This is a genomic window from Cupriavidus sp. GW823-FHT07B10 (genome assembly GCF_058794355.1).
This window is the reverse complement of record NZ_JBXAGS010000005.1, coordinates 329086-349760: the sequence shown is the minus strand read 5'-3', so window position 1 is coordinate 349760 and position 20675 is coordinate 329086. Positions and strand designations below refer to the sequence as shown.

Sequence of the window (20675 nt, the reverse complement as noted above, 5' to 3'; positions counted from 1 at the left end):
CAGCCGACGCGTGTCGCCCGCGCGGATTCCGTTCACCCATGATTCCCCCCCCGGTTTCAGTGGTGTGAGCTCTACTGCGAGGGTAGTGCACCAGGTTGCGCGAGCCCATCGTGCAAACAGGTTAGTGCAGCCGCAGCGAGACTGATTCAGGATTGAAACGCCCGGGGCATGCCTGGTCCCTGGTGTGGACCGGCCGGCCCCCTCAACGCCGCTGCGCCAGCCAGATTCCCGCCGCGATCGCGGCCAGCCCCACCGCGTGGTACCAGCGGGGCCAGTCGCCCAGCAGCAGCGTGGACAGCAGCGCCGCGAATACCGGCGTCAGGGTGATAAAGAACACCGGCAACTGAGCGCCCGCGCGGGCGATGGCGCGGTCCCAGGCAAAGTAGGCGAGCAGCGAGGGAATGGTTGCTACATAGAGCAGGATGGCCGCGACCTTGCCGCTCCATTGCAGCGGCTGGTCCAGCGTCATCAGCTCCCATGCCGTCACGGGAGCGCTTGCCAGTACGCCGGTGACGATCTGCGCGAACAGCAGCACGGGCAGGGGCACGGCGGGCCGCTGTTTGCGCAGCAGCCAGGTATAGCCGCTCCAGGCGATGGTGGCGGCCAGCATGAACAGGTCGCCGGCAACCAGGTCCAGCTGGGCGAGCCGGCCCAGTTCGCCGCGTACCAGGACGAAGGTCACGCCGACCATGCACAGCAGTGCCCCGGTGACATGCCATGGCTTCACCCGTTCGCGAAAACAGATCGCGCCGATCACGATCAGAAACAGCGGCGTGGATGCGCCGATCAGCGTCACGTTGATCGGGGTCGAGGTGGTCAGCGCCAGGTACTGCAGGGCGTTATAGCTGGCGATCGAAAGCACGCCCAGGGCGGTGATCACGCCGGCGTGCCGGCGCAGTGCCGCGCGGTGCTCGATCACGCCGCGCCAGGCAAAGGGTGCCAGCAGCAGCCCTGCCAGCACCCAGCGCACAGAGTTCAAGGTGATGGGTGGCACCGTGCCGGCGGCCAGGCGGCCGACGATGGCATTGCCGGCCCAGCTCAGTGGCGGGAAGGTAAGCAGGAACAGCGTTGTCCAGTCGATGCGTCCAGTGGTGTTGCTGCTTGCGGGCATGGGGAGGGAAGTGCTTGCGAATAGCGCATTATCCGCCATATGCGGCGCCGGGGCGCCAGGCGCCAAGGGTCAGGCAGCCGGGCAGGGGCCAGCAAGCAAGGAAGCGCAAGAGGAAATCGGGCGGCGAATCAGCCCGCCCGTCGCAGGGGAATCGTCATGGCCTTGCGCAGGCCATGACCGCAGTCACATGTCAGGCGTCCCGAGCGCCCGGCTGATGCGCAAGGCGGCCAGCGTGCCGATCACGCCAGACAGCAGGTAGAGGCTGACCGCCGCGAGGCCGAACAGCGAAGACAGGCCCAGCGCCACCAGCGGCGCAAAGGCGGCGCCGAACAGCCAGCCGAAGTCCGTGGTCAGCGCGGCTCCGGTGTAGCGGAAGCGGCGTTCGAAGTTCGACGTCACCACGCCCGCAGCCTGTCCGTACGACAGGCCCAGCAAGCCGAAGCCGACCAGGATGAAGATGTCCTGGCCGGTCGCGCCGCCACCGAGCAGCCACGGCGTTGCCAGGCTGAAGATGCCGATCAGCACGGCCATTGCCGACAGCGTGGTGCGCCGGCCGACGCGGTCCGCGATCCAGCCGGAAAGCAGCGTGCCGATGAACGCGATGAAGCCGCCCACGATCTGCACGGCCAGCACGTCGGAGATGCTCTGCGAGCGGTGCAGGATCACCCAGGACAGCGGGAACACCGTGACAAGGTGGAACAGCGCATAGCTGGCCAGCGCAGCAAAGGCCCCCAGGAAGATGTTGAAGCCTTGCGCGTTCACCATCTGCAAGGTGCTGATCGGCTCCAGCTCGTCTTCTTCGAGCAGTTGCGTGTACTCATGGGTCACCACCAGGCGCAGCCGTGCAAACAGTGCCACGACGTTGATGGCGAAGGCCACGTAGAACGGATAGCGCCAGCCCCACTCGATGAATTCAGGCGGGGTCAGGCTGGCATGCAGGAACAGGTACAGCGAACTGGCGACGATAAACCCGGTGGGTGCGCCGAGCTGGCCCACCATCGCATACCAGCCGCGCTTGTCCTCCGGCGTGTTGAGCGCCAGCAGCGACGGCAGCCCGTCCCACGACCCGCCGAACGCAATGCCCTGAAGGAAGCGGAACAGCGCCAGCAGGTAGATCGACGCGGCCCCGATCGAGGCGTACGACGGCAGGAACGCAATCCCCACCGTGGCCGTGCCGAGCAGGAACAGCGACGCCGTCAGCTTGATGCCGCGGCCCCAGCGCCGCTGGATGCGCATGAACAGCGCGGTGCCGAACGGGCGTCCGATAAACGCAAACGAGAAGATCGTGAAACTGAAGAGCAACCCCGCCAGCTCGCTCGCAAACGGGAAGTAGACCGCCGGGAAGACAAGCACGGAGGCGATGCCGTACACGAAGAAGTCAAAGTACTCCGAGGCCCGTCCGATCACCACCCCGGTGGCGATCTCGGCGGGTGCCACCTGGTGGTGGCCGGGCGCCGGAGGTGCAGTCGGCGATGCGCGATGCTGGTGGGTGAGGCTGGCCATCGTCAAGTCTCCTTCTGGCAGGAGTGCGTCGATACTGCACATGGAGCCGACCCCATTCCGATGAAATTGGCTCTTAAGTCTCGCACTGACAAGAATAGCGCCTAAACTGCCATAGAAAAACGAAAGGTGAGTTCGCCGGCAGTTTGCCGATATTCCTCAGACGCCACTTCCGAGACTATGGGCCGCTTCGACTCTGTAGTGCCGCCAAGACGTGTGCAGGGAAGACTACTGCTGCGATGTGCCGCCGCAGTCATGCTGGCGTGCCTGGCCGGTTGTAACGCAGTGCTGCTTGCGCCATCCGGCGACATGGCCCTGCGCCAGCGCGACCTGATCATCATTGCCACCTGCCTGATGTTGCTGATCATCGTTCCGGTGATCATCCTCACGCTGCTGTTTGCGTGGCGCTATCGGGAAAGTGCGACCGATGCGCCCTACAACCCCGACTGGGACCATTCCACTGTGCTCGAGCTGGCGATCTGGGCCGCGCCGCTGCTGATCATCATCGCGCTGGGCGCCGTGACCTGGGTCAGCACCCACCAGCTCGATCCGTACCGGCCGCTGACGCGGATCGACGCAGGCCGGCCGGTCCCGGCAGACGTGAAGCCGCTGACGGTGGAGGTGGTGGCGATGGACTGGAAGTGGCTGTTCCTGTATCCCGAGCAGGGCATCGCCACCGTCAACGAGCTGGCGGCGCCGGTCGACCGGCCCATCGCTTTCCGCATCACCGCCACCTCGGTGATGAACGCATTCTTCGTCCCGTCGCTGGCGGGCATGGTCTACGCCATGCCCGGCATGGAAACCAAGCTGCATGCCGTGATCAACAAGTCCGGCGTGTATGAAGGCTTCTCGGCCAACTACAGCGGCGCGGGCTTCTCCCACATGCGTTTCAAGTTCCATGGGCTGTCCAACCAGGACTTCGAGAGCTGGATCCAGCAGGTCAAGTCGTCGGGCCAGGGCCTGTCCACGGATACGTACCTCAAGCTCGCGCAGCCCAGCGAGCGCGACGCGGTGCAACGCTATGCCAGTGTGGCGCCAGGCCTCTACGACCTGATCCTGAACCGTTGCGTGGGCGGCGGGCGGTGCATGGCAGACACCATGGCGCTTGACCGCAGCCGCGGCAAATTCGACCCGTTCGCCGGCATCTGCACGGCGCGCAACACCGCGGCCACAGCGCCCGTGTTCGCGTCGGAGTCCGCGCGCAATGACGGCCGGGTGCTGCTGCAGTAGGGTGCGGATCCGGATCTTCCCTTGCGGTACTGGCCAGCCCCATCGGCCATGGTTGGTTAATTCAGGCCCCAGGTGACAAACATGCCCGAGCGCTCGGAACTCGCCAATTTGATCTTCGGCCGGCTTTCGTGGGAGGCCCTCCCGCTGCACGATCCCATCCTGCTCGGCACCTTCATCGTGGTGGTGATCGGTGGGGGCGCAATCGTCGCGGCGCTCACCTACTATCGCCTCTGGGGCTACCTGTGGCGGGAATGGTTCACCAGCATCGACCACAAGAAGATCGGCATCATGTATGTGATCCTGGGCATCGTGATGCTGCTGCGGGGTTTTGCCGACGCGATCATGATGCGCATCCAGCAGGCCATCGCGTTCGGCGACAACCTTGGCTACCTGCCGCCGCACCACTACGACCAGATCTTTACCGCGCACGGCGTGATCATGATCTTCTTCGTCGCCATGCCGCTGGTCACGGGGTTGATGAACTTCGTCATGCCGCTGCAGATCGGCGCGCGCGACGTGGCCTTCCCGTTCCTGAACAACTTCAGCTTCTGGATGACCACGGGCGGTGCCATCCTGGTCATGATGTCGCTGTTCGTGGGCGAGTTCGCGCGCACCGGCTGGCTGGCCTATCCGCCCTTGTCCGGCATCATCCACAGCCCTGACGTCGGCGTCGACTATTACATATGGGCGCTGCAGGTGGCCGGGGTAGGGACCTTGCTATCCGGCATCAACCTGCTGGTGACCATCGTCAAGATGCGGGCGCCCGGCATGACGCTGATGCGCATGCCGATCTTCACCTGGACCGCGCTGTGCACCAACGTGCTGATCATTGCCGCGTTCCCGGTGCTGACCGCGGCGCTGGCGCTGCTTGCGCTCGACCGCTACGTCGGCACCAACTTCTTCACCACCGAGCTGGGCGGCAGCGCCATGATGTACGTGAACCTGATCTGGATATGGGGCCATCCGGAGGTGTACATCCTTGTGCTTCCGGTGTTCGGGGTGTTCTCGGAAGTGGTCGCCACGTTCTGCCGCAAGCGCCTGTTCGGGTACGCGTCGATGGTCTACGCCACGGTAGTGATCACCGTGCTGTCGTACCTGGTCTGGTTGCACCATTTCTTCACGATGGGATCGGGCGCCAGCGTCAATTCGTTCTTCGGCATCACCACCATGATCATATCGATCCCGACCGGTGCCAAGATCTTCAACTGGCTGTTCACGATGTACCACGGCAAGATCCGCTTCGAGCCCCCCATGCTCTGGACCATCGGCTTCATGGTCACGTTCGTGATCGGCGGCATGACCGGCGTGCTGCTGGCGGTGCCGCCGGCTGACTTCTCCTTGCACAACAGCCTGTTCCTGATCGCGCATTTCCACAACGTGATCATCGGCGGCGTGCTGTTCGGCCTGATGGCAGGCATTACTTACTGGTTCCCGAAGGCATTCGGCTATCGCCTGGTCTCGTCCTGGGGCAAGGCATCGTTCTGGTTCTGGCTGGTCGGCTTCTACTTTGCGTTCATGCCGCTGTACTGGCTGGGGCTGCATGGCGTGACCCGGCGCATGAGCCATTTCGAGGACGCGACGCACCAGGTCTGGTTCCAGCTGGCTGCGTTCGGCGCCTTGCTGATCGCCATCGGCATTGCCTGCTTCCTGGTCCAGCTGGTGGTCAGCTTCATCCACCGCGAGGAGCTTCGGGACCTGACTGGCGATCCGTGGAACGGCCGCACGCTCGAATGGTCGACTTCATCCCCGCCGCCGCAGTACAACTTTGCCTTTACGCCGGTAGTGCACGACACCGACGCCTGGTGGCACATGAAGCAGAATGGCTACGCGCGGCCGCAGCAGGGCTTTATTCCGATCCATATGCCGAAGAACACCGCGGCCGGCATCGTGCTCGCGGGGTTCTCCACGCTCTGCGGTTTCGCGTTGATCTGGCACATCTGGTGGCTGGCGGCAGCATCGTTCGCGGCGACGATCATCGGCGCGATCATCCATACGTTCAACTACCAGCGCGACTATTACCTCCCGGCCGACCTGGTGGTCCAGACCGAAGCGGCGCGCACACAACGGATGGCTGGCCATGGCTGACACGACCTTTCCCAACCATGTGAGCGGCACCGGCACCGCGGACGCGGCCCCGCCGGGAGGCTACCAGTTCTACCTGCCCGAAGACCATCACCCGCAGAACGGGACGCTGCTGGGGTTCTGGCTTTACCTGATGAGCGACTGCCTGATATTCGCTTGCCTGTTCGCCGCGTATGGCGTGCTGGGCCGGGAGTATGCGGGGGGACCGAGCGGGGCAGAGCTGTTCGAGCTGCCGCTGGTGGCACTGAACACCTCGTTCCTGCTGTTGTCTTCGATTACCTACGGCTTTGCCATGCTGCAGATGCAGCAGAACCGCATCGCCGGAACCCAGATCTGGCTGGCCATCACGGGGGTCTTCGGCGCGGGGTTCCTGGCGGTCGAGCTTTATGAGTTCGCGCACCTGATCAATGAGGGCGCAGGGCCGCAGCGCAGCGCGTTCCTGACCTCGTTCTTCGCACTGGTCGGAACCCACGGGCTGCATGTCACGTGCGGCATCATCTGGCTGGTCGTGCTGATGACCCAGGTGGCGCAGCACGGGCTGATCACGGCCAACAAGCGCAGGCTGATGTGCCTGTCGATGTTCTGGCACTTTCTTGACGTCGTCTGGATCGGCGTCTTTACCTTCGTCTACCTGATGGGAGCGTTGCCATGAGCGCGCACGACGAAACGCTGGACAGCCACGGACACAGCCACGGGCATGACGAGGACGTGGGGCCGCATGCCACGCTGGGCGGCTACCTGACGGGCTTCGTGCTGTCTGTCTTCCTGACCGCGATCCCGTTCTGGCTGGTGATGGGAAAGGTGTTCGACAAGTCGTCCACCACCGCCATCGTTATCCTGCTGATCGGGGCCGTGCAGATCGTGGTGCACATGATCTACTTCCTGCACATGAACGCGCGGTCGGAGGGCGGCTGGAACATGCTGTCGCTGATGTTCACGCTGGTGCTGGTGGTGATCACGCTGACGGGTTCGCTCTGGGTGATGTTCCACCTGAACAGCAACATGATGCCGACCATGCAGCATGAGCGCACCACCGACGCCGGCACTGCGATCGTGCCGCCCAGGACCAAGTAGGAACAGGTCCACGCAGGCGGGAATCGGATCCCGCCTCATTCCCGTTCACGGAGCCTGGCATGCGCGCAACGCGCCTTGTCGCGACCCTGTGCCTGGCGCTGCTTTCCGTGCCGGCTTGCGCGCAGCGGCTGGCCGTGGAGGTCGAGAACTTCAGCACGCCAGGCCCATGCGCGGAAGAAGACAATGTCTCGTTCGCGCTGTCCGCCGCCGCGGTTGGCAGGTTCCGCATCCAGGCATTGCATCCGCCCTACGTCAACGCCATCCGCATTGACAGCTCCGCGCCGGATTTCTCCGGGTGCAACTTCGGCAAGACGCCTCACCCGACTGATCCCCGCCATGTCTTCGTGCCGCGCACGGTCACCCTTTACGACGGCAGGGACATTGCCATTGTCGGGATCACGTTCGCAAGCTTCTGGCGGCCACATCGGGTGCCGGTCACGGTAGCGGGCAGGGCCGATGCCGGTTTTCACCTGATCCAGGTGTTCCGGAAATCCGGGCGGACCCGTACCGAGGTCCTGGTGCTCTATCCCGCCGATGGCTACTGGCGGGCGAAACCGTTGCCGGCCCGCCACCTGGGTGTCAATGCCTATGGCTCTTCGTTCCTGCTGGGGCCGATAGAGCAGGAAGGGCGCCCGGTGGTCAACATCGCTCGGATAGAAATCGAGCCGCAGCCCTTGGCTTTCACGCTGCATTTCACTGGCGGAGGCCAGGCAACGGTCGCGATCACTGAAATCAGCGACATGCGTACAGCGCTCGATGTCCGGTTCCTGCCGGCCTATGACGCCAAGCGCGCGTTCGCGATGCTGCGCTCCATGTATGTTGCCGACGACAACGCAGACGCGAGCGAGGTCACCTGGACGACCGGGCCGGCTGGTGAGGCCATCAGGAAGCCGGTGATGGCAGTTACTTCAATGCAGGCAACCGCGGTGCGATTCGGCCGTACCGTCCGGTCGCGCCACAACACCAGCGCCCCCGATTTTTTGTTCGATGCCTTCGAGGCGCCCGCGACGGAGGGCACGGCGCCAACGGGCAAGAAGCCGGGCTGAATCGATCCCCGGCAACCTCGCGACCCAGCCAAATATATTCATGTCGACAATAAAAATTGCGACTGCTATGATTTGCGCACGATAGCCTGAGCCGGTAGCAATCGCTGGCCGCCCAATGGTGGGCTGGCAGCACTTTTCAGGCTGGGGAATAGTCGAGAGAACTGGGGACGACGATGTCATCACTGAAGAAGCTGCTCGCCATCACATTGTGCGCAGAGGCAATCATTGCCCTGTGCGCGCCAGGGCCGCTGCAGGCACAGGAAACCTGGCCCGCACGCCCGATTCAAATGATCGTTCCGTCGTCTCCCGGCTCGGGAACCGACGCGCTGGCGCGGGCCATGGCGCAGCGCCTTTCCGAATCGCTGAAGCAGGCCGTGGTCGTGGAGAACCGGCCGGGCGGCAGCGGGGTGATCGGAACCAATGCCGTTCTCAAGGCGGCGCCGGACGGCTACACGATTCTCTACACAACGGCATCCAACATGGTGGTTGCGCCTGCCGTCATGAAGTCCATATCCCAGGAGGCAAGAAAGGGCCTCATGCCGATCGCGCAGACAGCCGCGGGTGGGGTGTTGCTGCTGGTGAGCCCGGATCTGCCGGTGCACGACTTGCCAGGACTCATCGAGCTGGTGAAGGCGAATCCGGACAAGTACAGCTATGGCAGCTGGGCCACCGGCTCGTCCGCGCACTTGACCATGGAATGGCTGAAGAAGCAGACCGGCATGAAGACCGAGCACGTCGCATATCGGACAACAAGTCAACTGCTCACCGAGCTTTCCTCAGGGGTGCTGAAGATCGGCTGGACCGATCCCAGCGTCGCGGTTCCGTTCCTGCGTTCCGGGAAGGTGCGTGGCATTGCCATCGTCGGCAACGTGCGCTCGCCACAGCTTGCCGACGTCAAGACCATGAGTGAACAGGGCTACAAGTTCAACACGGTGGGATGGTTCGGCATGTTCGCCCCGGCCGGAACCAGTCCGGCGATCGTGAAGCGGCTGTCCGATGAGGCCAACAAGGTGCAGGCATTGCCGGAGATCGCGGCGCTGATGAAGAAACTGAACTTCGAGCCGCCGCCGGTAAAGACCTCCGCGCAGCTGGGCGAGATCGTCCGCAGTGATCTGCAAGTCTGGTCGAAGATCGCTAGCGACGCAGGGATCAGGGTCGACGAATAGGGGCTGGCGCCCCGTCATTGCGGCCTGCCCAGCGGCTCACTGCCCGCCATGATGGCAGCCGGCCGTCAACGATCCAGTGCGCCTGCACCAGCGAAGCCTTGTCATAAGAAGGAAAGTTCAAGGCGTGCCAGGTAAAGCGGAACGTTGCCCCCTGCCAGATGATTCGATCGTCGCGAAACACACCCAGACATCACCCCATCCACTGCATCACCAAACCGGTTTGTCCTTCGGCGAGCTCAACCGCCGATCCGCAGGTGAACGGTCATATTCGATAGAGAACAGGAGACGGCATGGCGAAAATCGTTAAGTTCTATGAAACCGGCGGACCCGACGTCCTTCGTCTTGAGGACGGCAGCGTTGGTGAGCCCGGAGCGGGGGAGGTCCGCGTCCGCCACGTGGCGGCAGGCCTGAACTTCGCCGATACCTACTTCCGCAGCGGCACGTACAAGGTGCCGCTGCCCAGCGGCGTCGGCAACGAGGCCGCTGGCGTGATTGAGGCTGTCGGTGCCGGCGTCACCCATCTGGCGGTCGGCGACCGTGTGACCTACACCGGATTTACCAACACGCTGGGCGCCTACAGCACGGAGCGGCTGATCTCTGCCGGTCCGCTGATCAGGCTGCCGCAGGCAATCAGTTGCGAAGTCGCGGCGGCCATGACCATGCGCGGTTTGTCGGCGGCCTACCTGATGCGCCGGATCTACCCCTTCAAGGCGGGCGACTCCATCCTGCTGCATGCCGCGGCAGGTGGTGTTGGCCTGATCGTTGCGCAGTGGGCCAAATTGTTGGGGCTGACGGTGATCGGCACGGTTTCGACCGATGCCAAGGCCGAAGTGGCGCGCGCCCACGGCTGTGACCACACCATCAACTACAGCCATGAGGACGTGGCCAGGCGCGTGCGGGAACTGACCGACGGCGTGGGCGTGAACGTGGTCTTCGACAGCGTGGGCAAGGACACCTTCATGTCCTCGCTGGACTCCCTCAGGCGCCGCGGCCTGCTGGTGTGCGTGGGTTTCGCCTCCGGCCCGGTAACCGGGTTCGATCCGGCAATCCTGGCCCGCAAGGGCTCGGCATTCCTGACGCGCCCGGGCCTGGCCGACTATATCGCCGATCCTGCCGAGAAGGCGGAACTGGTCGGCGAGCTGTTCGGCCACGTGGCGGCTGGCCGCATCCGCATCGGGATCAATCAGCGCTATGCCCTGGAGGATGCCGTGCAGGCACACCGGGACCTGGAGTCGCGGAAGACCACCGGCTCGTCCATTTTCGTGATTTGACGGCACGAAGCAGCTGTCTCATCCATCGACCTTCTCAAGATTCACATCTCAACCCGGAGATCCACCAACATGAACTTCCTTGACGGCCACCTGTATCCCGAGAACCAGCAGCCTCTGATCATCACCGCCGCTCCCTATGCGCCGGGCTGGATCCCGTCAGACTTCCCGGAAGATATCCCGGTCACCATGGCGGACCAGATCCAGAAGGCGGTGGATTGCTACGAAGCCGGTGCGAGAGTGCTGCATCTGCACGTGCGCGAAGAGGACGGCAAGGGCAGCAAGCGCCTGTCCAAGTTCAATGAGCTGATCGCCGGCGTGCGCAAGGCCTGTCCTGAAATGGTCATCCAGGTGGGCGGCTCCATCAGCTTCGCGCCTGAAGAGGGCCAAGGCGCCAAATGGCTTAGCGATGACACGCGGCATATGCTGGCCGAACTCGATCCTAAGCCCGACCAGGTGACGGTGACCGTCAACACCTCGCAGATGAATGTGACGGAGCATGCCGGTGTGGATGATTTCAAGGGACTGTCGCGAGGGTTCGCGCAGCTCTACGATACCTACAAGGACATGGTCGTGCCCTCGAATCCCAGCTGGTTCGAGGAGCACGTTCGGCGTCTGACAGCCGCCGGGATTCAGAGTGAGTTTCAGTGCTACAACATCAACAGCTTTGAAACGATTGAGCGGATGATTCGCCGCGGCGTCTACAAGGGCCCGCTGGTGATGAACTGGGTGGCTATCAGCGGCGGCATGGATCAGGCGAACATCTACAACCTGGCAAACATCCTGCGCGCTGTGCCGGACGGAGCCGTGGTAACGGTGGAGAGTTCGGTGTTGAATGTGCTTCCCATCAATATGATCGGCATGGCCTTGGGCCTGCATGTGCGGTGTGGCATCGAGGACGTGCTCTGGAACCAGACCCGCACGGGAAAGATGAGCACCGTCGAGCAGATCAAGCAACTGGTGCGTATCGCCGGCGAATTTGGTCGCCCCATCGCGACGGCGCAGCAGACCCGCGAGATCTTGCAGCTTGGGGTCTTCTACGACACGGTGGAAGAGACGCTTCAGAAGAATGGCTTCGCACCCAATCGTAACGGTGGCCACCAGGGCTTCCTGCGCAAGGCCGAATGCATGTAAAGAGCCCTTGGGGGAACTGACGGCCCGGCATCCCGGACCCAACATGTGATGGCGAAGGCGGGACCCGCGACGGTGTGGGTCCCGCTCTTTCGCCTTGCTGCCGTGGACCCCCCAGACCTCAATTGCCGTGTGGCCGATACCGCGAGCAGGGTTTTCCCTCTGTTTGCGCGAATCGACAACAACTTGGCGTGATCGGTCAAGCCGGTTGACGCGTGGCGATCCGAGAATTGAGAAAAGACGGCAATCAAGAGGTACAGACATGAGGAAGCGAACCAATAACCTATGGTGGCGCGGATACGCCCTGGCGATCGGAGTCGGTGTCGTCGGTGGGGTGCCCGTGGCTCATGCCCAGGAGGGTTGGCCAAGCAAGCCGATCCGCCTGGTGGTGGCGGGGCCTGCCGGCGGCAGCGCCGACGCCCTGGCGCGGCTGCTGGCGGAAGGCCTGCAGAAGGCATGGAGCAAGCCGGTGATCGTGGAAAACAAGCCTGGTGCCGCCGGCGCGCTGGCGATCAGCGATTTGCAGGCCACCGGCAAGGATGGCCATACCCTTCTGGTCATCCAGGGCGGTGTCGTCAGCGAAGCGCCGTTGGCCTACAAGGTCCATTACAAGCCCTTTGCCGACCTGAAGCCCCTGGCCCAGGTCAGCCGCACGGGGTTGGTGCTGGTTGCCAACAAGGATGTGCCGGTCTCTAACCTCAAGCAGTTGGTGGACTACGGCAAATCGCAGAAGGACGGCCTGGTTTTCGCTTCCTACGCTGCGGGATTGAGGGGCCACACCTCGGGCATACTGCTCGGGCAACTCACCCACGTGCCAATGCGGCATGTTGGCTACAAGGGCTCTCCTCCGGCATTGAACGACCTGATGGGCGGCCATGTGCCGCTGATGTTCGATGGGGTGACTACCTCAATGCCGCTGATCAAGGCGGGGAAGATCAGAGCGATTGCCGTGGCCTATCCGACCCGGATTGCCGGATTGGCGGATGTGCCGACGTTCAAGGAGCTCGGTTACCCGCAGCTGGCGCAAGCGGGCTGGTTCGCCGTGTGGTCGCGCCCGGATGTCGCTCCGGCGGTCCAGCAAAAAATCCGCGAGGCGACGCTGGCGTATTTCAAGCAGCCCGCAGTGCAGAACCGCGTCAAGGATATGGGCATGGAGCAGGGGAATGCCGCCACCTCGGAAGAGATGATGGCGGACCTGAAGCAGGCATACCAGCAACAGGCCGCGCTGCTGAAGTCCATCAACTACCAGCCGGAATAATACGGCAGTCACCCGGCCGCGCAACTGGGCTGGGTGGTGACTACCGTTGCGGCATGCCCGACCGGTCGTGTCGATCTTTCAGTAAGGCGCGTCACCGATAATTGCGGTGCGCTCCATCTTCCGGTGGCACGGGGGGTAATCCATCACTGCGTAGTGCTGGGTCGAACGGTTGTCCCAGAACGCAACACTGTTTTTCTTCCAGCGAAAACGCACCTGGTACTCGGGGATGGTGGCCTGGCTGACCAGGTAGCTAAGCAGATTTGCGGCACCCGGCGCCTTGTCGATGCCGAAGCGCACATTGGCCGGCACGTTGTAGTTGGTGAAGTGCGTGGTAAAGCTTCCATTGACGAACAGCACTTTCTCTCCGGTTTCGGGATGGATGCGCACCACCGGGTGCTCGGCGTCCGGGTACTGGGCCTTCAGCGCAAGACGCTTTTCGATCGGCATGGCGGCACCGAAGCTCGCCTCGATGCCGTGGCGCGCGCGCAATGTGGCGATCTTCGTCTTGATATCCTCGGGCAACTGGTTGTAGGCCTCGACCATGTTGACCCACATGGTGTCGCCGCCCACGGGCGGGCACTCGATACAGCGCAGCACGCAGCCTAGCGGTGGCTTCTCGCGCCAGGTGGCATCGGTATGCCAGGAATTCTCGTTGCGGTCGGGAGGACTGTCCGGGGTTTTGTAGATCTGGACCAGCCCCGGGTAATCGGGATGGCTGCCCACCACCGGATGGTCCTCCAGCTCGCCGAAGCGGCGCGCAAAAGCTACGTGCTGCGCGCGCGTGATGTCCTGGTCGCGGAAGAACAGCACGCGATGTCTGAGGAGCAGGGCGCGGATTTCAGCCATCAGCTGCTCGTCTTCGGCAGCCGCGCCAAGGTTGACGTTGCTGAGCTCAGCACCGATCGTGCAGGTGACTGGCTCGACCTGGATCGAATTGCCCAGAGAGGTTGCGCGGACCACTGCGGGTGCCGCTTTGAGGCGTTGGATCATGAAGGTTGTCTCCGATTTTTCGAACATGCCGATCGATTCCTGCGAGTCTGGATCCAGCGGGTTTCTCCCGCTTGACACTACATGACCGGGATTTATCATTCCATGTCAATGTTCCACTCTGCTCGCTAATGTCGTCACTTGTCCGCGCTGCGGCCCTCACCAACTACAGCGAGGTCGCCCGAGCCGCCGGACTGGACCCGGTGCGGATGCTCCTTGACGCGGGGTTGAGTCCGGGCGTGCTGCGCGAGCCGGACCTCATGATTCCGGTTGAGCGTGTCGGACGACTGCTGCAGGCGTCGGCAACCATGTCAGGCAACGAGAGTTTCGGACTGTGCATGGCCGAGTCGCGCCTGTTGTCCAATCTTGGGGCCGTAGGATTGCTGATCCGCGACCAGGCGACGCTGCGCGACTCGCTTCGCATGCTGATGCGCTATCAGGCGTTGCTCAACGGTGCGCTGTCGCTGGCGGTAGAGGAGTGCGGCGAACTGGTCATTATTCGCGAGGCGGTCATCGCTGGCAGCGCACATCAGCCCACGCGCCAAAGGGTTGAACTGGCGCTGGGGGTAATGGTGCGGCTGATACGCCAGCTTCTCAAGCCCGACTGGGAGCCGCGGCGCGTATGCTTCGAGCACCCGGCGCCGCGCGACCTTGGTACGCACCAACGGTTTTTTGGCCCTTGCGTCGAGTTCGACTATGACTTCAACTGCATCATCTGCGCGAAGGCCGATCTCGATGCACGCAACCCGTCTGCCGATCCGGCCATGGCGCGCTACGCGCAGCAGCTGATCGACGCGTCTGTCATGTCGCAGCACGCGACCATGCTAGAAGACGTGCGGCGCATTGTCCTGCTGCTGTTGCCCAGCGGACGTTGCAGCATCGAGCAAGTGGCGGACCATCTGGGCGTGGTGTGCCGTACGGTCCAGCGCCGGCTGGCGGAAGAGGGACAAAGCTTCTCGTCGATCGTCAACGACATCCGCACGGAGCTTGCCGCGCGTCATGTCATCGAGAGCGATCGTCCGTTGACCGAGGTGGCGACCCTGCTCGGGTTTTCCGCGCCGAGCGGATTCTCGCGCTGGTATCACGCGCAATTTGGTTGCAGCCCCAAGGAGAGCCGGTCCACGCGCGGCACAGTGCGCCGAAAGACCACTGCTTAGCCTGCACCGACCGTGATGCCACCCTCGGCCATCCGCCCGATACGCCACGTAAGGTAAGATCTTGGGCGCTGCGAGCGGTGCAGCGCCGATCGAGGGCAACACCCGACCGGTTCCCCAATAATCGGAAGGACTTACCCCTCATGGGCAGACTCAAGACTACCAACACGCCAGAACTGCAGTCGCTGCTTGCGCCGCAAACACCGCAGAATCCGGTCACGCTGGCGGTCGAGCAGGCGCTTATGCATGGACGCGACTGGTCGGCATCCGTCGCCGACCAGATTGCGGTGCGGCTGGCGGGACTGATTACGATCGACGTGATCCACGCAGGCCAACGCCTGCTTGAGAAAGACATCAGCGAGGTCCTGGAGGTCAGCCGCGCTCCTGTGCGCGAGGCCTTGCGCATCCTGGAGCGGGAGCGGCTGGTCGAGTTCCGCGCGCGGCGCGGCGCCATTGTCACCGAGCCCAATGCCCAGGACCTGCGGGATATCTACGTGGTGCGGGACGCACTGTTTGCGATTCTGCTCAGGCAGTTGATGGAAGAACGCGCGGACGCGCTTGATGCGTTATTCGAGCAATTCATGCCGCGGCTCGGCAAGGCCGTCGAGGAATCGGTGGACGCCTATATCAGCGTGACCTTCCTGGCGAACATGGCCATGGCAGACCTGTCGAGCAACCGGCTGGTCGGGGAGCTGCTGAATTCCATCTCGCTGCGGGTCCTGCGCTATGTGCGGCTGGGGCTCGCATCCCGTCCCGGGTCGCTGGAGAATTCCTTCAAGACCTGGCGTGCCCTGCAGCGCGCCGTGACCAGGCGGGACATCGATGCGGTCCTGGAGACCGCGCACAAGCGCATCGGAAACTCCCGCGAAGCCGCCATCCGTGCCCTGGCATCCGGCGTCCGGAAAGGCAAGGCCGGCCCTGCCGGCAACGACGCTGTGCCAGCCGGCGCTTTCTGAGTCCGCGCGGGCGGGACTGCCCGCTTAGGCTCTCCGGTCAGGGGACCCGCGCCTGGCTGGCGAATGCATTCCACTCCCGGAAGACCGTGTCCAGGCACGATGCCGAATCGCAGCGGTCCCGCTTTTTGCGGAATGCTGCAATGTCGGCGTCGGTGATTGCCCGCGCCTTGAGCAGGCGCTGCTGGTCGGCATAGATGCGCTGGTAGCCCATGGAAAACAGCGCGGATTCGCAGATCAGGCGCTGCGCCTGCGTAGCGTTGGCGGCGGTGGCGGACGGATCGCAGTCGATGTCGGTGGCATGCGCGGTGCTCAGGAACATGAGGCTTGCGGATGCCAGGGTGTGGAGGGCGATGCGGACAATGCGGGTCATGACGGGTTGGGGGCAGGGCTGACGCTCGACGCAAAGGTGCCGTGTCAGGCGAATAGTAGCGCGCCCCGATAGCGGGCCGACAGGTCCACTGCATGCCGGCCCGCTTCGCCGCGCTTAGCGGAACACGCTGACCGCCTCCACCAGCCGTGTTGCCTGCTGCTTCAGGCTTTCGGCCGCAGCCGCGCTTTGCTCGACCAGCGCGGCGTTCTGCTGGGTGATGTTGTCAAGGTCGCTGACCGCGCCCCCTACCTGGGATATTCCGCTGCTTTGCTCGGTGGTGGCGGCGCTGATCTCGGCGATCAGGTCGGATACGCGCTTGACCTGCGAGACGATGTCGTCCATGGCCTTGCCGGCTTCGTCGACCAGCTTGGCGCCGGACGCGACGTTGTGGACGCTGACATCGATCAGTCCCTTGATTTCCTTGGCGGCATTGGCGCTGCGCTGCGCCAGGCTGCGCACCTCGCCGGCCACCACGGCAAAGCCGCGGCCCTGTTCGCCGGCGCGGGCGGCTTCCACCGCCGCATTGAGCGCCAGGATATTGGTCTGGAAGGCAATGCCATCGATCACGCCGATGATATCGGCGATGCGCCTGGAGCTCTCGGTGATCTCGTTCATGGTGTTGACGACCTCCGACACCGCCTGCCCGCCGCGCTCCGCGGCGACGCTGGCGGAGCCGGACAGCTTGTTGGCTTGCGCCGCGGTCTCCGCGTTGCTCTGCACCGTGGAGGTCATCTGCGCCATCGACGCGGAGGTTTCCTGCACGCTGGACGCCGCCTGTTCGGTGCGCGCGCTCAGGTCGATATTGCCGCGCGCGATTTCATTGCTGGCGGTCTGGACATTGACGACCTGGCCGCTGACGTCGTCGATCAGCCAGCGGAACATCAGGCCGAGCTGGCTGATCGTGCGCAGCGTCATGCCGATCTCGTCGACCCGGTTCATGTGCACGGCCTTCTGGCTTTCGCCGGACGCCACGCGCAGCGCCTGCTGCAGGACCTGTTCCAGCGGGGTGGTGATCTGCCGTTGCAGCCACCAGGATGCCAGCAACGTGGCAAGCGCCATGACCCCTGCAAAGCCTGGCAGTGCCATGCCGGAAAGGCCCATGCCCCAGGCGCCGATGATACTGACGGGGAGCAGGGCGGCCAGCGCCAGCCGCACGCGCCAGCGTACCGGCATGGTCTGGAACAGCGAGGTAAAGGCCATCAGGCCCGTGCGCACGATCAGTCCCTTGTGGAATTTCCGGCTGCCGGCCTGGCCCTCGCGGAAATCGCGATACAGCTTTTCCGCTGCCGCTATCTCCTCGCGTGTTGCCTTGGTGCGCACCGACATGTAGCCGGCGGGCCGGCCGTTGCGCACCACGGGCGTGGCATTGGCGCGGACCCAGTAATGGTCGCCGTTCTTGCGGCGGTTCTTGACCAGCGCGGTCCATGGCTCTCCGCCCTTGAGGGTGGCCCACATGTCGGCAAAGGCTTCGGCGGGCATGTCGGGATGGCGCACCAGGTTGTGCGGCTGCCCCTGGATTTCTTCCCGCGTGAATCCGCTGACCTCGACAAACGCGGCGTTGGCGTAGGTGATGTAGCTCTGCGTGTCGGTGGTCGACATCAGCGTGGCGTTGTCCGGGAAATCAAACTCGCGCTGGGTGACGGGCTGGTTGTCGCGCACGGCATTCCTCCTCATTCTCGATGGGCAGGGGGCGCATGCCTTGTTTGCTTTGCATGGATTCCGGCGCGCCACGGCTGCCGGACCGCGCCCCCTTCTCCCCGCCATGTCGGCCGCAGTTCCCTGGCGCTGATCCCCTCTTCCGTAGGGGAGGGGTTGAATACACTCAAACGAGTGAGGGCGACACCGTGGCGCAGGGCGTGGGTGTGGATCTGGCGTGCCTGGCTTGCTACATCCGGAACACCGCCCCCAGCCAGAAGCTGCGCGGCGCGCCCGGTGCCACGAACAGCGCGCTGGCGGCATCCCCCGGTGCCACGTGCGGGCGCACCAGGCTACCGCCGGGGAACACATCGTTCGCGATCTGTCCGTAGGTCTCGTAGCGCCGGTCAAAGACATTGGCCAAGCGTGCATAGATCTCAAACCGCTTGTTCACCTTGTACGCCGCGCGCAGGTTCAGGGTGGCGTAGCCGGGCACATGCCAGTCGGCGGTCTTCGGCGGCGCGCCCGGCTGCGGGTCGCTGCGCAGGCCGTCTTCGTTGCCGCTGGAGACGGTGCCTGACACCGCCACCAGGTCGGCGCCAAGCGTCAGGCCGGCCAGTGCCTGCCAGTCGAGGCCCAGCTTGAGCGTATGGCGGGGCAGGCCCGCCATGCGCATGCCGGGCCGGATGTCGATGGTGCGTTCGCCGGCGGCAAGCTGGCCGGCGGCCTGGTAGGTGGCCTGCAGATAGCTGTACGCAAGCCGCAGCGTGACATCGCCCACGCGCTGGCGGGCGGTGAGGTCCAGACCCTGGTTGCGGGTGCGGTCGAAGTTGGCGAAGTAGCCGAGCTGGGTGTTCGGCGCGCGCAGGAAGAGGATGTCGTCGTGATTGTCGACGCGGTAGAGCGACGCGGTGACTTCGGTGTCCTTGCCGCGGTGCCAGCGCACGCCTGCTTCATAGGAGTGTGAGACCACCTGCTTCAGGTAGGGATCGGCCTGCAGGCCGGCCGGCAGGCGGCAGGGCCGCGTCGGGTCGGCGCAGCCGAGTTCGAGCACGGTCGGTACGCGGTTGTTCTGCGCGTAGCCCCCGAACACGGTGACGCCGCCGCCCAGCTTCTGCGAGAGTCCCAGCGCGGGGTTGAGGCGGCGGTAGGTAAAGCTTTCGCGCGGCTGTTCGCTGCCGTCGCTGTTGCGCAGGGTATTGCTTACCTCGACGTGGTTCCACCTGGCCGAGGCGGTCAGGAAGGTGCTGGGGGTCAGCGACCAGGTGTCGGACAGGTACAGGCCGAGCATGCGCGAGCTGCCGCCGACGCCGGAGAACAGGGCATTGGGGGCGTCCGGGTCGGCCACGGCGCCGCGGTCGTCGGTGAAGGTGCCAGGCTGCGCGTACTGCGAATAGGTCAGGCGGCTGCGGTCCAGGGTCAGGCCGGCGTTGAGCAGGTGGCGGTCGGTCTCCCTGGCCATGCTCAGCGCCATGCCGACGGTCTGCTGCCACATATGGGTGGTGTTGATCACGGCGGGATGCAGCGCGGCGCCTTCGGCCCGGGTCATGCCGCAGTCGGCGCCGAGCGGGCTGCCGTCGGGCGCAAAGCCGTCCTCGCAGTCTTCGGCATAGGCCTCGTAGGCGGGGTTGACATCGCCGTTGGTGGTGTCGCGGCGGCTGGTGCGCACGTAGGCCAGCGCGGCGGCGCTGGTCTTGTCGTCGAACCAGTGGCGGCCGTTGACGGCGACCTGGGTCACCTGGTTGCGGGTCTGGTCGGGGTAGGTGTACACGGCGTGGCGGTTGGCCTGGTAGAGGTCTGGCAGCGTGCCGTTGGCGCTGGCGTGGAAGCTGGGCACCAGCCCGTTGCCGGTCAGCGTGCTGCGGCCGTGCAGCACTGACACGTCCACGCTGTCAGTGTCGCCCGCATAGCCAGCCTTGGCGAAGACATTGCCAAGCCGGCCGCCCGACTGGTCGCGCCAGCCATGCTCCTGGAACAGGGTGCCGGCCGCGAATGCGTGCCAGCCGCTGTCGCTGCGCACGCCGCCGGACAGGTCGGCGCGCTTGCGGGCGCCGCTGCCGTAGGACAGGTCGGCCTCGAAGCCGGGCGAGTCCAGCCCCGAACGAGTGGTCATGGCCAGCGCCCCGCCCAGGGTATTGAGGCCGTAGGCCGGGTTGGCGCTGGACACCAGCGACACGCTCGCCAGCGCGGCTTCCGGGATCATGTCCCAGCTGACCACGTCGCCGAAGGGCTCGTTGACGCGGATGCCGTCCAGGTAGACCGACAGTCCCTGCGGCACGCCCGGAATGGATGAGGCACGGAAGCCGCGGTAGGTGATGTCGGTCTGGAACGGGCTGCCCTGGATGTCGTTGACGTTGACGCCGGCCAGGTTGCGGGACAGGTACTCGGCCAGGTTGCCGGCGCGCGACCGATCCAGGTCGTCGCCGCGCACGGTCTGCACGGTGTAGGGCACCAGGTCGCTGTCGACGCCGATGCCTGGCAGCGGCGCGGCGGCCACCACCAGGACTTCCGGCAGCATGGCGCTGTCCTGGTTTGGGACAGCGGTGTCGTGCTGCGCAACAGCGGGCCGCTGGGCCATCAGGGCGACCGCCATGGCAATCGCGGTGGCGGCGCCGCGGCTGGTCCTGCGGCGGCAAGCCACGGTGTCGCGCGACGCCTGCCCTGGCGGTGCGGGGCGCGGGTTGGCTGGCATGGTTCCGTCTCCTCC

At 64.6% G+C, this 20675-nt stretch carries 17 protein-coding genes; 11 read left to right on the top strand and 6 right to left on the bottom strand.

Annotation, left to right across the window (positions count from 1 at the left end):
- Positions 1-202: 202 nt before the first annotated feature.
- Both AC1Q6V_RS13955 and AC1Q6V_RS13950 read right to left on the bottom strand, forming a co-directional pair.
- Positions 203-1111 (bottom strand): DMT family transporter, encoded by a 909-nt coding sequence (locus AC1Q6V_RS13955; RefSeq protein WP_010809749.1) that lies wholly within the window; start codon positions 1109-1111, stop codon positions 203-205.
- Positions 1112-1294: 183 nt separating this feature from the next.
- The gene (locus AC1Q6V_RS13950; protein WP_011616960.1) at positions 1295-2614 is read right to left on the bottom strand and encodes an MFS transporter; all 1320 of its coding nucleotides are present in this window, start codon (positions 2612-2614) and stop codon (positions 1295-1297) included.
- A gap of 177 nt (positions 2615-2791) precedes the next feature.
- On the opposite strand from AC1Q6V_RS13950, the gene cyoA reads away from it, so the two are divergent.
- The 9 genes from cyoA (at position 2792) to AC1Q6V_RS13905 (ending at position 12866) form a co-directional block, all read left to right on the top strand.
- Entirely contained in the window at positions 2792-3841 is a 1050-nt protein-coding gene (gene cyoA, locus AC1Q6V_RS13945) for a ubiquinol oxidase subunit II (RefSeq protein WP_011616961.1), read from the top strand.
- Positions 3842-3922: 81 nt separating this feature from the next.
- A complete protein-coding gene (gene cyoB, locus AC1Q6V_RS13940; RefSeq protein ID WP_011616962.1) occupies positions 3923-5926 on the top strand; it encodes a cytochrome o ubiquinol oxidase subunit I in 2004 nt (667 codons plus the stop codon).
- The gene (gene cyoC, locus AC1Q6V_RS13935) at positions 5919-6575 is read left to right on the top strand and encodes a cytochrome o ubiquinol oxidase subunit III (protein WP_010809753.1); all 657 of its coding nucleotides are present in this window, start codon (positions 5919-5921) and stop codon (positions 6573-6575) included. The genes cyoB and cyoC overlap by 8 nt, the downstream gene beginning before the upstream one ends.
- Positions 6572-6997: a cytochrome o ubiquinol oxidase subunit IV gene (gene cyoD / locus AC1Q6V_RS13930; RefSeq protein ID WP_010809754.1), complete on the top strand. Its 426-nt coding sequence runs from the start codon at positions 6572-6574 to the stop codon at positions 6995-6997. The genes cyoC and cyoD overlap by 4 nt, the downstream gene beginning before the upstream one ends.
- Positions 6998-7056: 59 nt before the next feature.
- On the top strand, positions 7057-8043 hold the full coding sequence (locus AC1Q6V_RS13925) for a hypothetical protein (protein ID WP_011616963.1): 987 nt from the start codon (positions 7057-7059) through the stop codon (positions 8041-8043).
- Between the two features lie 173 nt (positions 8044-8216).
- The gene (locus tag AC1Q6V_RS13920; RefSeq protein ID WP_058698524.1) at positions 8217-9209 is read left to right on the top strand and encodes a Bug family tripartite tricarboxylate transporter substrate binding protein; all 993 of its coding nucleotides are present in this window, start codon (positions 8217-8219) and stop codon (positions 9207-9209) included.
- Positions 9210-9499: 290 nt separating this feature from the next.
- Entirely contained in the window at positions 9500-10480 is a 981-nt protein-coding gene (locus tag AC1Q6V_RS13915) for a quinone oxidoreductase family protein (RefSeq protein ID WP_439669910.1), read from the top strand.
- Between the two features lie 69 nt (positions 10481-10549).
- Positions 10550-11611 (top strand): beta-keto acid cleavage family enzyme, encoded by a 1062-nt coding sequence (locus tag AC1Q6V_RS13910; protein WP_058698523.1) that lies wholly within the window; start codon positions 10550-10552, stop codon positions 11609-11611.
- Between the two features lie 259 nt (positions 11612-11870).
- A complete protein-coding gene (locus AC1Q6V_RS13905) occupies positions 11871-12866 on the top strand; it encodes a Bug family tripartite tricarboxylate transporter substrate binding protein (RefSeq protein WP_439672623.1) in 996 nt (331 codons plus the stop codon).
- A 78-nt stretch (positions 12867-12944) separates the two neighbouring features.
- Here AC1Q6V_RS13905 and AC1Q6V_RS13900 read toward each other — a convergent pair whose 3' ends face one another.
- Positions 12945-13856, bottom strand: coding sequence for a TauD/TfdA dioxygenase family protein (locus tag AC1Q6V_RS13900; RefSeq protein WP_439672624.1), 912 nt, complete (start codon positions 13854-13856; stop codon positions 12945-12947).
- Between the two features lie 128 nt (positions 13857-13984).
- Here AC1Q6V_RS13900 and AC1Q6V_RS13895 point away from each other — a divergent pair, with 128 nt between their 5' ends.
- Positions 13985-15010, top strand: a complete 1026-nt coding sequence (locus AC1Q6V_RS13895; protein WP_439669912.1) for an AraC family transcriptional regulator — start codon at positions 13985-13987, stop codon at positions 15008-15010.
- Between the two features lie 77 nt (positions 15011-15087).
- Entirely contained in the window at positions 15088-15963 is an 876-nt protein-coding gene (locus tag AC1Q6V_RS13890; RefSeq protein ID WP_231881498.1) for a GntR family transcriptional regulator, read from the top strand.
- A gap of 37 nt (positions 15964-16000) precedes the next feature.
- Here the strand turns inward: AC1Q6V_RS13890 and AC1Q6V_RS13885 are convergent, their stop codons facing one another.
- The 3 genes from AC1Q6V_RS13885 to AC1Q6V_RS13875 form a co-directional block, all read right to left on the bottom strand.
- Positions 16001-16333, bottom strand: a complete 333-nt coding sequence (locus AC1Q6V_RS13885; protein ID WP_439672625.1) for a hypothetical protein — start codon at positions 16331-16333, stop codon at positions 16001-16003.
- Positions 16334-16447: 114 nt separating this feature from the next.
- Complete coding sequence (locus AC1Q6V_RS13880; protein ID WP_011616969.1) at positions 16448-17992, bottom strand: methyl-accepting chemotaxis protein; 1545 nt, start codon at positions 17990-17992, stop codon at positions 16448-16450.
- A gap of 226 nt (positions 17993-18218) precedes the next feature.
- Positions 18219-20660, bottom strand: coding sequence for a TonB-dependent receptor (locus AC1Q6V_RS13875; RefSeq protein ID WP_439669914.1), 2442 nt, complete (start codon positions 20658-20660; stop codon positions 18219-18221).
- Positions 20661-20675 lie beyond the last annotated feature (15 nt).

Excerpts from the sequence above, each read along its gene's own strand:
- AC1Q6V_RS13955 (WP_010809749.1), bottom strand. The coding sequence starts at position 1,111 with ATGCCCGCAAGCAGCAACACCACTGGACGCATCGACTGGACAACGCTG.
- AC1Q6V_RS13950 (WP_011616960.1), bottom strand. The coding sequence starts at position 2,614 with ATGGCCAGCCTCACCCACCAGCATCGCGCATCGCCGACTGCACCTCCG.
- cyoA (WP_011616961.1), top strand. The coding sequence starts at position 2,792 with ATGGGCCGCTTCGACTCTGTAGTGCCGCCAAGACGTGTGCAGGGAAGA.
- cyoB (WP_011616962.1), top strand. The coding sequence starts at position 3,923 with ATGCCCGAGCGCTCGGAACTCGCCAATTTGATCTTCGGCCGGCTTTCG.
- cyoC (WP_010809753.1), top strand. The coding sequence starts at position 5,919 with ATGGCTGACACGACCTTTCCCAACCATGTGAGCGGCACCGGCACCGCG.
- cyoD (WP_010809754.1), top strand. The coding sequence starts at position 6,572 with ATGAGCGCGCACGACGAAACGCTGGACAGCCACGGACACAGCCACGGG.
- AC1Q6V_RS13925 (WP_011616963.1), top strand. The coding sequence starts at position 7,057 with ATGCGCGCAACGCGCCTTGTCGCGACCCTGTGCCTGGCGCTGCTTTCC.
- AC1Q6V_RS13920 (WP_058698524.1), top strand. The coding sequence starts at position 8,217 with ATGTCATCACTGAAGAAGCTGCTCGCCATCACATTGTGCGCAGAGGCA.
- AC1Q6V_RS13915 (WP_439669910.1), top strand. The coding sequence starts at position 9,500 with ATGGCGAAAATCGTTAAGTTCTATGAAACCGGCGGACCCGACGTCCTT.
- AC1Q6V_RS13910 (WP_058698523.1), top strand. The coding sequence starts at position 10,550 with ATGAACTTCCTTGACGGCCACCTGTATCCCGAGAACCAGCAGCCTCTG.
- AC1Q6V_RS13905 (WP_439672623.1), top strand. The coding sequence starts at position 11,871 with ATGAGGAAGCGAACCAATAACCTATGGTGGCGCGGATACGCCCTGGCG.
- AC1Q6V_RS13900 (WP_439672624.1), bottom strand. The coding sequence starts at position 13,856 with ATGATCCAACGCCTCAAAGCGGCACCCGCAGTGGTCCGCGCAACCTCT.
- AC1Q6V_RS13895 (WP_439669912.1), top strand. The coding sequence starts at position 13,985 with ATGTCGTCACTTGTCCGCGCTGCGGCCCTCACCAACTACAGCGAGGTC.
- AC1Q6V_RS13885 (WP_439672625.1), bottom strand. The coding sequence starts at position 16,333 with ATGACCCGCATTGTCCGCATCGCCCTCCACACCCTGGCATCCGCAAGC.
- AC1Q6V_RS13875 (WP_439669914.1), bottom strand. The coding sequence starts at position 20,660 with ATGCCAGCCAACCCGCGCCCCGCACCGCCAGGGCAGGCGTCGCGCGAC.